Below are 12,824 nucleotides of genomic sequence, written 5' to 3'. Positions count from 1 at the left end.
GCAGCTGCTACAGTGAAGTGGTGGTCTTGCGTTAAATCCGCAACCCGCCGTCCATCTCCAGAATCCGCCCGGTGTAATAGTCATTCTCGAAAATGTACGCCGCCGAATGAGCGATTTCCTCGGGCTTGCCCATGCGCTTGAGCGGTATTCCGGCGGTCATTTTATCCAGCGCTTCCGGCCTCATGCCCAGCGTCATCTCTGTTTCGATAAAGCCTGGCGCAATGCCCGCGACGCGAATGCCATAGCGCGCGAGTTCCTTGGCCCAGGTCACGGTCGCCGCAGCGACGCCAGCCTTGGCGGCGGAGTAGTTGGTCTGGCCGACATTGCCGGCGCGCGAAATCGAGGAGATATTGATGATCGCACCGCTGTTTTTTAGCTCGACCATTTTTGCCGCGACTTCACGGGTGCACAGGAACACGCCGGTCAGGTTGACGTCGATGACCGCTTGCCATTGCGCCAGGCTCATCTTGGTCATTTCGCCATCCTTGACCTTCAACAGCAGGGCGTCGCGCAAGATGCCCGCATTGTTGATCAAGCCATGGATCGCGCCGAAATCTTCGGCCACCTGAGTGACCATTTGCGTCACCTGGTCTTCATTGGCAACGTTGCACAAATAGGCGCGCGCCTGGACGCCCTTGGCTTTGCACGCGGCGACAGCGTCGTCGAGCTTTTCCTGGTTGAGATCGACAAGTGCCAGCCTCGCGCCTTTGCCGGCGAAATACTCGGCCATCGAACGGCCTAAACCCTGGCAACCGCCGGTGATAATGATTACTTTGTCAGTGAGTTGCATTCGCATGCCCCGGTAGCCGTTTTGAAGTGGTCTTCTTATTGGAAAGCCTCTCGATCTGCGCCGGCAGCGGCCTGGTTGCACGAGAGATTGCCCAGAAGGCGCAACGGAACTTGTCCCTGGCGCCTGTCCGTTTTTTCGACGGATTCTATATAAGGAGTCATAAATTGAGCGTTGAAGCGGCCAAGAATGCCCGAGAATTGCTTCTCAAGGAATACCGAGGGGTGCTATCGACCCACTCCAAAGCGATGCCTGGTTTTCCTTTTGGTTCGGTCGTTCCGTACTGTCTGGATGGGCAGGGGCGCCCGCTGATTCTGATCAGCCGCATTGCCCAGCACACCCACAACCTGCAGAAAGATCCAAAATGCTCGCTGTTCGTGGGCGAGCGCGGGGCTGAAGACGTACAGGCGGTCGGTCGCCTGACCTACCTCGCAAAGGCGCAAAAGCTTGAAGACAATTACGCCATCGACGCTGCGGCCGATCGCTACTACCGCTATTTCCCCGAGTCGCAGAATTATCATCAGGCGCACGACTTCGATTTCTGGGTGCTCGAACCTGTTCGTCATCGCTACATCGGCGGGTTTGGCGCGATTCACTGGGTCGATCAGCTGACACTGGCCACCCCGTTCGCTGGCAAGGCCGAAATCAGCATGGTCGAGCACATGAATGCCGATCACGCCAAAGCCATTGCGCACTACGTCGAACTCGCCGGATTACCGACGACCGAACCTGCGCAGCTTGCCGGCATCGACACCGAAGGCATGCACCTGCGAATCGGTCAGGCCCTTTACTGGCTAGCGTTTCAAGCACCATGTAATACGCCGACACAAGTGCGCGAAGCCTTGGTTTTTCTGGCTCACGCCGAAGATTGGCCGAAAAAGGAAGTGGCCGACGCTTGAATTCACGAAACGGCGACGTCATCTAGGGAAGACTGGCAAGGCATTCTTGCGTTGAGGAACCATTTGATGCGCCCTTTTTTATTGCTCTTTGTACTGTTCCCGGTGTTGGAGCTGTTCGTATTCGTCAAGGTGAGCGGGGCTATCGGGTTTTTCCCGGCCTTGCTGCTGGTGATTCTCGGCTCGATGCTTGGTGTTTTCGTGCTCCGTATCGCCGGTCTGTCCACCGCGCTGCGTGCGCGTGAAAGTCTCAACCGCGGCGAGTTGCCTGCGCAGACCATGCTGGAAGGTCTGATGCTGGCGCTGGCGGGTGGCTTGTTGATCCTGCCTGGCTTCGTCACCGACGTGCTGGGCCTGATCATGTTGCTGCCGATTTCCCGTCGTCTGCTGGCCAATAAAATGCGCCGGCGTGCCGAAGAGGCCGCGATCCGTCAGCGTGCGTTCGCCGATGATCTTCAGCCCCGCGGCGGTCCTGCTCCGCGTCAGCCGTTGGGCCGCGAGCCCGATGTGATCGAAGGCGAGTACGAACACCGCGATCCCAAGTAACACTTTTGACGTCACGGCACCTTCGGGTGCCGTGTTCCGTTTTGGGGGCTCAAAGATGAAAAATTTTCGCCCCCCGCCCTTGTAATCAGCTTGTACGCCCTTATGTAACGGTCACCGCAAGGTTTCTGGCGAACAACGCCAGACAGACTTCCGCGGTTCGCTTGACGAACCGCACCCGGCACCGCCGGATTTGTTTAACCCGCCGGGAATACACCGGCCGATGAAAACCACAATTAGGAGAGATCGACAATGAAGCTTCGTCCTCTGCATGACCGCGTCGTCGTCCGTCGCAGCGAAGAAGAAAAGAAAACCGCTGGCGGTATCGTCCTGCCAGGTTCGGCTGCTGAAAAGCCAAACCAGGGCGAAGTCCTCGCCGTAGGCCCAGGCAAGACCCTGGAAAACGGTGAAGTGCGTGCGCTGTCCGTGAAAGTGGGTGACAAGGTTGTGTTCGGCCCGTACTCCGGCAGCAACACAGTGAAAGTCGATGGCGAAGACCTGCTGGTAATCGGCGAAAGCGAAATCCTCGCTGTTGTCGAAGGCTGATTCCCCGCTCATTTTCCCGTTACTACAAAGTATTTAAGGAATATCGATCATGGCTGCTAAAGAAGTTAAATTCGGCGATTCCGCCCGCAAGAAAATGCTCGCCGGTGTCAACGTCCTGGCTGACGCAGTAAAAGCGACCCTGGGCCCGAAAGGCCGTAACGTGATCATCGAGAAGAGCTTCGGCGCTCCGACCATCACCAAGGACGGCGTGTCCGTTGCCAAAGAAATCGAGCTGAAAGATCGCTTCGAAAACATGGGCGCGCAGCTGGTCAAAGACGTTGCCTCCCGTGCCAACGATGACGCAGGCGACGGCACCACCACCGCTACCGTTCTGGCTCAGTCGATCGTCAACGAAGGCCTGAAAGCCGTCGCTGCCGGCATGAACCCGATGGACCTGAAACGCGGTATCGACAAAGCGACCATCGCCATTGTCAAAGAGCTGAAAGCCCTGTCCAAGCCTTGCGCTGACACCAAGGCGATCGCTCAGGTCGGCACCATCTCGGCCAACTCCGACAGCTCCATCGGCGACATCATTGCCGAAGCCATGGAAAAAGTCGGTAAAGAAGGCGTGATCACCGTTGAAGAAGGCTCGGGCCTGGAAAACGAACTGTCGGTTGTTGAAGGTATGCAGTTCGACCGCGGTTACCTGTCCCCGTACTTCGTCAACAAGCCAGAGACCATGACTGCCGAGCTGGACGGTCCGCTGATCCTGCTGGTCGACAAAAAGATCTCGAACATCCGCGAAATGTTGCCAGTGCTGGAAGCCGTTGCCAAAGCCGGCCGTCCACTGCTGATCGTTGCTGAAGACGTTGAAGGCGAAGCCCTGGCGACTCTGGTTGTCAACAACATGCGTGGCATCGTCAAAGTTGCAGCCGTCAAGGCTCCAGGCTTCGGCGACCGTCGCAAGGCCATGCTGCAGGACATCGCTGTTCTGACTGGCGGTACCGTCATCTCCGAAGAGATCGGTCTGAGCCTGGAAAGCACTACCCTGGAACATCTGGGTAATGCCAAGCGCGTCATCCTGTCGAAAGAAAACACCACCGTGATCGACGGTGCCGGCGTTGAGACTGACATCCAGGCTCGCGTTCTGCAGATCCGTCAGCAAGTGGCTGACACTTCGTCCGACTACGACCGTGAAAAACTGCAAGAGCGTCTGGCCAAACTGTCCGGCGGCGTTGCAGTGATCAAGGTTGGCGCTGGCTCCGAAGTTGAAATGAAAGAGAAAAAGGCCCGCGTTGAAGACGCCCTGCACGCTACCCGTGCAGCCGTTGAAGAAGGTGTGGTACCTGGCGGCGGCGTGGCACTGGTTCGCGCTCTGCAGGCTATTTCCGAACTGAAAGGCGACAACGCCGATCAGGACGTTGGTATCCAGTTGCTGCGTCGCGCTGTTGAAGCGCCACTGCGCCAGATCGTTGCCAACTCCGGCGACGAGCCAAGCGTCGTTGTCGACAAGGTCAAGCAGGGTTCGGGTAACTACGGTTACAACGCTGCTACCGGCGAATACGGCGACATGATCGAAATGGGTATTCTTGACCCGGCCAAAGTGACTCGTTCGGCTCTGCAGGCAGCGGCTTCCATCGCCAGCCTGATGATCACGACCGAAGCCATGATCGCCGAGATCAAGGATGACGCACCAGCTGGCGGCGGCATGCCAGACATGGGCGGTATGGGCGGCATGGGCGGCATGATGTAAGCCAGCCTTACCCCTGTAAAAAGGCCCCGCCTGCGAAAGCAGGCGGGGTTTTTTATTGCCGGTCATCGCACATTGCAGGCGCTGGCGCCGCACGCAGTTCTGGCTCTGCGTCAAACTTGGCCTTAAGCTGCGCGGGCCGCGATGGCCGTTACTGTGTACGGAGGAGGTGCCCATGCGAATTCTGTTGGTCGAAGACAACCGCGACATTCTGGCCAATCTGGCCGATTACCTTGGGCTTAAAGGCTACACCGTGGATTGCGCACAAGACGGTCTGTCGGGCCTGCACCTGGCCGCCACCGAACATTACGACCTGATCGTTCTCGACATCATGTTGCCCGGGATTGACGGCTACACCTTGTGCAAACGCCTGCGCGAAGATGCTCGCCGCGACACGCCGGTAATCATGCTGACCGCTCGTGATCAGCTCGATGATCGTCTGCAAGGCTTCAAGTCTGGCGCCGATGATTACCTGATCAAGCCTTTCGCCTTGTCTGAACTGGCCGCGCGGATCGAAGCGGTCATGCGCCGGGCGCAGGGCGGTGGTCGGCGCAGCTTGCAAGTCGGCGATCTGAGTTACGACCTAGATACGCTTGAAGTGACCCGCGAGGGGCGCCTGCTCAAGCTCAACCCGGTGGGTTTGAAATTGCTCGCGGTGCTGATGCAGAAAAGTCCCCATGTGTTGCGCCGAGAAATTCTTGAGGAGGCGCTGTGGGGCGATGATTGCCCGGACAGCGACAGCTTGCGCAGCCACGTCCATCAGTTGCGCCAGGTGATCGACAAGCCGTTCGCCAAACCCTTGCTGCAGACTGTGCACGGTGTGGGTTATCGCCTTGCCGAGGGTCGAGATGGAGTTTAGACAGAGCCTCGCCCAACGGATCATCATCGCCTTTGCGCTGATGAGCGCGTTGGTCGCGGGAGCCTTCGCCATGGGCATCGTGGCGACTGTGCACCTGGTGGAAGAAAAACTGATCTCGGCAGGCCTGGGGGGCGATCTTCAGCGACTGCTACTGATGGACAGCGTGTCGGACTGGAGCCACCGTCCCGAGCCGGACCAACTGTTTTATTTCAGCGGCGGGCCGGGCGACTTCGATGTGCCCAAGGACCTTCGGCACCTCGATTCAGGGTTTCACGAAGTGTTCCGTGAGCAGCTGTCGTATCACGCCATGGTCGAGATCGTCGACGGTCGACGGTATGTGCTGCTGCAAGACCAGAGTGATTTCGAAGAACGTGAGCGGGTCCTGTTTGCTGTGGTGCTGGTGGGCTTCGTTCTGAGCCTTGCGCTGGCGGTGTTCCTCGGCTGGATACTGGCGCGAAAAGTAATGGCGCCGGTGGTTCGACTGGCCCGCCAGGTGCGGCACCGCGACCAGTTATTGGGGCTCGCGCCACCGCTGGCACCGGACTATGCCGCTGATGAAGTGGGCGAGCTCGCCGTGGCATTCGACGCTACGCTTGGGCGCTTGCGCCAGGCGCTGACCCGTGAGCGCCTGTTCACCAGTGACGTCAGTCACGAACTGCGCACCCCGCTGATGGTGCTGGCCAGTTCCTGTGAATTGCTTTTGGAGAACCCTGGCCTCGACCAACGGGGCAGGGCCCAGGTCGAGCGTATCGCTCGCGCCTGCGGTGAGATGCGTGAACTGGTGCAAACCTTTTTGATGCTGGCCCGCACTCAGCGTGAAGACGTCAACGTCGCGCCTCAGCAGAACCTTAGTCAGGTCGCTGACAGCCTGCTCAATCTGTGGCGCGAGCCGATCGAGGCCAAAGGGCTGACGCTGCTTTTCGAGCCGGGCCATCCGCCCGATACGGTTTATAACGCCACACTGCTGCACGCGGTGATGGGTAACCTGCTGCGTAACGCGCTGCACTACACCGAGCAGGGCTTCATCCGTTTGACCCTGACGCCGAGCGGTTTCGCCGTCGAGGACAGCGGGGTAGGTATTCCCGAAGAGAAGCGCGAAGCGATGTTCGAACCCTTTGTCCGCGGCGCCGAAAAGCGCGGCGATGGCCTGGGTCTGGGGCTGTCGTTGGTCCAGCGGATATGTGAGAACCAGGGCTGGACTGTCAGCCTGACGACCATGGAGCCTCACGGCTGCCGCTTTCAAGTGGACCTGACCCTGATGGAGTGATGCTCGAAGTGAGCAAATACGGCCAGCAAAAATCGCATAAACTGTAAAATCCCGAAATAATTCAACATTTTACATGACGATTTTTTCACAAAGACATGACCTGACCGCGACACCCGGCTCCCTAGGCTGGCGTCATCAGAAGTTCAGGAGTCCTTGATGATGGCTGGCCCAATCAAACTAGATTTTTCCGACAAATACGACGACAAGCACGCGAAGAGTTATTTCCATAAACATCAGGACGGCCTCAGCCGCCGCATGTCCCACAGGCGCGACGAGCAGTTGGCGCGCAAGGCGCTGGCATTGGCTGGCGATCCGGGTCTGGTGCTGGACTTGCCCTGTGGCGCAGGGCGTTTCTGGCCCATGCTCGCGCAAAAGCCCAATCGCGTGATTATCGGCGCCGACAACTCAGAGTCCATGCTGAAGGTCGCGCAGCAACTACAACCCGCTGATGTGGTGAGACGGGTACAACCCTTGCACACCTCAGCATTCGAGATCGCGTTGCCGGACAACGCCGTCGACAGCATTTTTTGCATGCGTTTGTTGCACCACGTCGGTGATGCCCAGCATCGACTGGCCATCTTGCGTGAGTTCGAACGTGTCACCCGCGACAGCGTGATCCTGTCGCTTTGGGTGGATGGCAATTTCAAAGCCTGGAAGCGCAAGCGTTCCGAGCAAAAGCGTGATCAGGAAGGCTACCAGAATCGATTTGTGTTACCGGCTGCTACGGTCGAAAAAGAATTCGAGCAAGCGGGTTTCCGCATTCAGGAACAACTGGACTTTATACCGCTCTATGCCATGTGGCGGGTTTACGTATTACGCAAGAGGTAACGCGATGGCAGTGCAGTGTGCAGCAGGCACGAATGGTGCTTCCCAGGACCGGTTTGATTATTACTGGAATCAGCGCGGCGAATGGGTTGAAGAGCCCAATGTGCGTCGCGGCGGTGAAAGTGGTGTGCAGCGGATAAAAGGCAGTGATGGGCAATTACTTTACGCCAAGCGCCAGACTGGCCATATCTACCGCAGCTTGATGCACCCATTGGGCCGCCCGACGGTGTTGCGCGAACAGGATGCGTTGATCGGCTTGCGTCAAATTGGAGTGCGCGTGCCAGAACTGGTTTTCTGTGGGGCCAAGCGCGACCCTGTGCATAAATGGCGCGCGTTACTGGTGACCAAGTCCCTGGACGGTTTCGAAGAAATCGAACACTGGTACGCCGGTGGTGGTCGCGAACGTCACGGCGAGGCCGTGCATGATCGGGTGCTCAAGGATCTGGCGGACAATTTGGCGCGGATGCACAGAGGCCGTTGGCAACACAGCTGCATCTACATCAAGCATGTTTTCGTACGCGTATCCGGTGAAGGCGACGCGGCACAGGTCGAAGTTGCTCTGATCGATCTGGAAAAATGCCGGCAGCGCCCCACCGCTTACCGGGCTGCTTCACATGACATGAAGCAGTTGCGTCGCCATTCGTCGTTCAGCACTGCCGACTGGAAGAAACTCGTCTACTTTTACGAGGCGGCGTTTGGCAGCGCTATCAAAGGTTTATAGCGATGAAACTAGAAATTGCACGAGGTTTGTTCCTGGTTGGAGCCTTGGCAGTTGCTTCTCTGGCGATGGCAGCTTGGGAGCAGCCGCGTACGCAAGTCCTCAGTTCATTCAATGAGGACGCCAGTTGTCCCTTGCCGCGGATTGCCAAGGCATCCGAGGCCACTCAGCCCGATCATGATTTGTTGTTACTCATGTTCGGGCTTTCTCAAGGATTAAAACCGTAGGATTGAAAAGATTGAAACCCCCATAAAAGGCCTCGCTCGTGCGAGGCCTTTTTTTGCCTGGAGCTTTAGTGCAGTCCCTTTTCAGATTTGTCCGGCTTGGCCAGCAGCGTGTAAACACACGGCAACACGAACAGGGTGAACAAGGTCCCGATCGACATTCCCGTCGCGATGACCGTGCCGATGTCGAACCGGCTGACCGCGCCTGCGCCGGTGGCGATGATCAGCGGCACCATGCCGAACACCATGGCCGCCGTGGTCATCAGCACTGGACGCAGACGAATGGCCGCCGCTTCTTCGACAGCTTCGCGCGCTGACAGGCCCTTGTCCTTGCGCAGCTGGTTGGCGAATTCGACGATCAGTATCCCGTGTTTGCTGATCAGGCCGATCAATGTCACCAGCCCCACCTGGGTGTAGATATTCATGCTCGACCAACCCAGGAACAGCGGAATCAACGCGCCGCAAATAGATAGCGGCACGGTCACCAGGATCACCAACGGATCGCGAAAGCTTTCGAACTGGGCGGCCAGCACCAGGAAAATGATCGCCAGCGCCAAGGCGAAGGTCACCCACAGCGCACTGCCTTCCTGAACGTATTGGCGCGATGCACCGGCGTAGTCGACCGCAAACCCGGCAGGCGCCTCTTCCAGTGCGATCTGGCGCACGGTATCGAGGGCTTCACCCATGCTCACCAGCGGCACCCCGGAGAGGATGGCCGAGTTGAGCTGCTGGAACTGGTTCAACTGCCGTGGGCGAGCGCGGTCGGTGACCGTGATCAGCGTCGACAGGGCCAGCAAATCACCTTGGGTGTTCTTCACGTAGTAATTGTTCAGCCAGTCCGGATTGTCGCGGAAAGGCCGTTCAACCTGCGCGATCACTTTGTAGCTGCGACCTTCGATGGTAAACCGGTTGATCTCCGCTTCCCCCAGCAACGTCGCCAGTGTGCCGCCGAGGTCTTGCATGGAGACACCCATCTGCGCGGCCTTGGCGCGATCGATATCGACCACCACTTCGGGTTTGTCGAACGCGAGGTCGACGTCAACGAAGGCGAATTTGCCCGACTCCATGGCGCGCTTCTTCACCCGGTCCATCACCTGCAACAACGACTCGTAGTCGCCTGCAGTATTGATCACGAACTGGAACGGCAACCCTTCACCGGTGCCCGGCAGGGATGGCAGGTTGAAGCCGAAAACCTGCAGGCCCGGGATGCTTTCCAGTTTCGCCTGAACCTCGGGCAGGATTTCCATTTGCGTTCGGTCGCGATCATTCCATGGCTTCAACAGAAAGCCCCCGATCCCCGATTGCACGCCGGTGGCGCCATTGATCTGGAATGAAGAGTAGTACTCGGGGAAGGCTTTGAAGATGTCGATGAACTCGTCGGTGTAGGCGTTCAGGTAGTCGAGGTTGGTCGGTTGCGGCGCGCTGGCCAGCATGAAAATGATGCCTTGGTCCTCGTCCGGCGCCAGTTCCGATTTGGTGAACTTGAGCAGCACCGGAATCAGGCACAACACAATTACTGCAAAGACCAGCACCACCGGCCGCGTATTCAGGGTGCCGTGGAGCATGCGCTGGTAGCGGCGTTTGAGGCCTTCGAAAATCAGATCGAGACGATGCGCGAGGCCGCTGGGATTTTCGTCGTGCCGCAACAGGAAGGCGCACATCATCGGCGACAGGGTCAGGGCGACGACGCCGGAAATCACCACCGCGCCCGCCAGGGTCAGGGCGAACTCCTTGAACAGTGCGCCGGTGAGGCCAGTGAGGAAACCGATGGGCGCGTAAACCGCCGCCAGGGTAATGGTCATAGAGACCACCGGCATGGCGATTTCCCGCGCACCTTCAATAGCGGCGTCGAACGGCGATTTACCTTCCTCGATGTGGCGGTGGATGTTTTCCACCACGACGATCGCATCGTCCACCACCAGGCCGATGGCCAACACCATCGCCAGCAAAGTCAGCAGGTTGATCGAGTAGCCCATCATTTGCATGAAGAACATAACGCCGATCATCGACAGCGGAATCGTCACCACCGGGATGACCACCGAGCGCAGCGCCCCGAGGAACAGAAACACGACCACGATGACGATCAATACCGCCTCGAACAGGGTTTTCACCACTTCGTCGATCGAGGCCTGAATGAACAGCGTCGCGTCGTAGGCAATCTCGCCCTTGAGGTTCGGCGGCAGCTGCGCTTCGAGGTCCGGCATGATCTTGCGGACTTCCTTGATCACGTCCAGCGGGTTGGCGCCCGGTGTGGCCTTGATCCCGATGTACACCGAAGGCGTGCCACCAAACGAACTGATGGTGTCGTAGTTTTCCGCACCCATTTCGACCCGCGCGACATCGCTCAGCAATACGCGACTATCGCCGTCGACCTTGAGCGGAATCGCAGCGAAAGCTTCGGCGGATTTCAGCTCGGTGTTGGCGTTGATACTGGTGACCACGTATTCGCCTTTCACTTCGCCAGCGGCGGAGAGGAAGTTGTATTGGCGCACGGCGTTGGTCACGTCGCTGGCGCTCAGGCCGAAACCGGCGAGTTTTACCGGGTCCAGCCACAGGCGCATGGCGAACACCTGATTGCCGAGAATCTCGGCTTCGGCCATTCCCGGCAGGGTGGCGAGTTTCGGCTGGATGACCCGCGAGAGGTAATCGGTAATCTGCGGGTTGCTCAGCTCCTTGCTGAAGAAACTGATGTACATCAGCGCCGAGGCGTCCGCCGCTTCTTTGCTCAGAACCGGATCTTCAGCGTCCTGTGGCAGCTGGTTCTTGACCTCGTTGGCCTTGGCCAGCAGCTCGGTGAACAAGCGGTCACTGTTGGCTCCGATGCGCGCATAGATCGAGATCACCGAGAAGTTCTGGCGACTGACCGACGTCATGTAGTCGATGCCCTCGGCGCTGGCCAGGCTCTGCTGCATCGGTTGAGAGATGTAGCCCTGAATGGTTTCGGCGTTGGCGCCGGGGTAGGCCGTGGTCACCGTGATCAGGGCGTTTTCCATTTGCGGGTACTGGCGCAGTGGCAGCTTGCTCCACGCTTGAAAGCCGAGCAGAACAATCAACAGGCTGATCACGGTGGCGAGCACCGGGCGACGGATAAACGGGTCGGTAAAAGCCATGGGGGTTCCTTGATCAGTCCGCGCGCGGCGGGCTGTTCTGCTCGGCTAAGGTCTTGTCGTCGCTGATTGCTATGTGTGCGCCGTTGTCCAGTTTGATCTGGCCGGCGGTCACCACTTTCTCGCCGTTCTGCACGCCCTTGGTGATCATCACCTGGCCATCACGACGCTCGCCGGTTTCTATGAAGCGCCGTTCGGCGATCAAAATCGGCTGGCCTTTGTCGTCTTTTTCCAGGCCGCCATCCTCGGCTTTTTTCTGTGCGACCACATACAGCGAATTGCCGTAGAGCGTGTAAGTGATCGCGCTTTCCGGGACGACGATGCGCGGCTGCGGATTGGGCAGCAGCACTTGCAGACCGGCGAACATGCCCGGCAACAATTTACCGTCAGGGTTGGCCAGGGTCGCGCGTACCTGAACGTTGCGCGTGCTGTTCTCGACTTTCGGATTGATTGCACTGATGGTGCCGGGGAAGCTTTGCGTCGGGTATGCCGAAACAATGATCTGTACCGGTTGGCCGACGGCGATTTTCGGTATCGACTGCTCGGGCAGGAAGAAATCGACGTAAAGGCTGCTGAGGTTTTGCAGCGTGGCAATCACGGTGCCGCTGGCAAGGTAGTCGCCGACGTCCACCTGCCGAATGCCGATGGTGCCGCTGAACGGTGCGACGATGCGTTTTTTCGCCAGCGACGCCTTGAGCTGGTTGACCGTGGCCTGGTTCTTTTTCAGGACCGCCGACAGTCGGTCAAACTCACCTTTCGAAATGGCCTGACTGCCAACCAGTTGACTGCCGCGGTTGTAATCGACCTGAGCCAGGCCAAGGTCGGCCTGCGCGGTTTCCAGCAACGCAGTTTCCACGGCGCTGTCGAGCTGTACGATCGGTTGCCCGGCCTTGACCTTCTGTCCTGACTGAAACTGCACCTCGGTGACGGTGCCGTTGGTCTCCAGGCTGAGGTCGACGCCTTGCAGCGCAGTCAGCGTGCCCACGGTGGGCAGACGCGCTTGCCATGGCCGTTCGGTGGCGGTGGCCACAGCCACGCTGATCGGCGGTTTCGGCGCGGAAAAGCCCTGGATCATCGTATAGATGGAAAAGGCTTTGTAAGCGCCCAGGACGAGGACGATCAGCAGAACAATACCCAACATGATCAGCATGCGGCGACGCAGCATATTTTCCAGTTCCTTGGAGAAATCAGGCAAGACAGGCGGGCACATTACTCCGAGTCAGTGGGGGTTTCCAGCGGGTAGCTTTCAGCGCTGGGCATACACCGAACTGTGGCGAGGGAGCTTGCTCCCGCTGGGCTGCATAGCGGGCCACGGTTTTCAGGGCTGCTGCGCACCCCAAGCGGGAGCAAGCTCCCTCGCCA

General features: G+C 58.6%; 12 protein-coding genes. 9 read left to right on the top strand and 3 right to left on the bottom strand.

Features of this window, described 5'->3' with window-relative positions:
* Window positions 1-31: 31 nt before the first annotated feature.
* On the bottom strand, window positions 32-790 hold the full coding sequence (locus tag DU29_RS0117595; RefSeq protein ID WP_028622856.1) for an SDR family oxidoreductase: 759 nt from the start codon (window positions 788-790) through the stop codon (window positions 32-34).
* A 164-nt stretch (window positions 791-954) separates the two neighbouring features.
* Here DU29_RS0117595 and DU29_RS0117590 point away from each other — a divergent pair, with 164 nt between their 5' ends.
* The 9 genes from DU29_RS0117590 to DU29_RS0117550 all read left to right on the top strand — a co-directional run bounded on the left by DU29_RS0117590 (window position 955) and on the right by DU29_RS0117550 (window position 8,358).
* Window positions 955-1,686, top strand: coding sequence for a HugZ family pyridoxamine 5'-phosphate oxidase (locus tag DU29_RS0117590; RefSeq protein ID WP_028622855.1), 732 nt, complete (start codon window positions 955-957; stop codon window positions 1,684-1,686).
* Window positions 1,687-1,752: 66 nt separating this feature from the next.
* Window positions 1,753-2,229: an FxsA family protein gene (locus tag DU29_RS0117585; RefSeq protein WP_028622854.1), complete on the top strand. Its 477-nt coding sequence runs from the start codon at window positions 1,753-1,755 to the stop codon at window positions 2,227-2,229.
* Window positions 2,230-2,478: 249 nt separating this feature from the next.
* Window positions 2,479-2,772, top strand: a complete 294-nt coding sequence (locus DU29_RS0117580) for a co-chaperone GroES (RefSeq protein ID WP_028622853.1) — start codon at window positions 2,479-2,481, stop codon at window positions 2,770-2,772.
* Window positions 2,773-2,821: 49 nt separating this feature from the next.
* Complete coding sequence (groL, locus tag DU29_RS0117575; RefSeq protein ID WP_028622852.1) at window positions 2,822-4,465, top strand: chaperonin GroEL; 1,644 nt, start codon at window positions 2,822-2,824, stop codon at window positions 4,463-4,465.
* Window positions 4,466-4,637: 172 nt separating this feature from the next.
* Window positions 4,638-5,321: a two-component system response regulator ColR gene (gene colR / locus DU29_RS0117570; RefSeq protein ID WP_028622851.1), complete on the top strand. Its 684-nt coding sequence runs from the start codon at window positions 4,638-4,640 to the stop codon at window positions 5,319-5,321.
* A complete protein-coding gene (locus tag DU29_RS0117565; RefSeq protein WP_028622850.1) occupies window positions 5,311-6,588 on the top strand; it encodes a sensor histidine kinase in 1,278 nt (425 codons plus the stop codon). The genes colR and DU29_RS0117565 overlap by 11 nt, the downstream gene beginning before the upstream one ends.
* 159 nt (window positions 6,589-6,747) lie before the next feature.
* Window positions 6,748-7,416, top strand: coding sequence for a class I SAM-dependent methyltransferase (locus DU29_RS0117560; RefSeq protein ID WP_028622849.1), 669 nt, complete (start codon window positions 6,748-6,750; stop codon window positions 7,414-7,416).
* A gap of 4 nt (window positions 7,417-7,420) precedes the next feature.
* On the top strand, window positions 7,421-8,134 hold the full coding sequence (locus DU29_RS0117555) for a lipopolysaccharide kinase InaA family protein (protein WP_028622848.1): 714 nt from the start codon (window positions 7,421-7,423) through the stop codon (window positions 8,132-8,134).
* A gap of 2 nt (window positions 8,135-8,136) precedes the next feature.
* Window positions 8,137-8,358, top strand: a complete 222-nt coding sequence (locus DU29_RS0117550) for a hypothetical protein (RefSeq protein WP_028622847.1) — start codon at window positions 8,137-8,139, stop codon at window positions 8,356-8,358.
* Between the two features lie 65 nt (window positions 8,359-8,423).
* Here the strand turns inward: DU29_RS0117550 and DU29_RS0117545 are convergent, their stop codons facing one another.
* Both DU29_RS0117545 and DU29_RS0117540 read right to left on the bottom strand, forming a co-directional pair.
* Entirely contained in the window at window positions 8,424-11,465 is a 3,042-nt protein-coding gene (locus DU29_RS0117545; RefSeq protein ID WP_028622846.1) for a multidrug efflux RND transporter permease subunit, read from the bottom strand.
* Window positions 11,466-11,478: 13 nt separating this feature from the next.
* Complete coding sequence (locus tag DU29_RS0117540) at window positions 11,479-12,627, bottom strand: efflux RND transporter periplasmic adaptor subunit (protein ID WP_028622845.1); 1,149 nt, start codon at window positions 12,625-12,627, stop codon at window positions 11,479-11,481.
* Window positions 12,628-12,824 lie beyond the last annotated feature (197 nt).

It is taken from the genome of Pseudomonas sp. Ant30-3 (assembly GCF_000690905.1).
GTDB lineage: Bacteria > Pseudomonadota > Gammaproteobacteria > Pseudomonadales > Pseudomonadaceae > Aquipseudomonas.
Note: the sequence above shows the minus strand (reverse complement) of the source record. Positions and strands in the feature narration are given on the sequence as shown.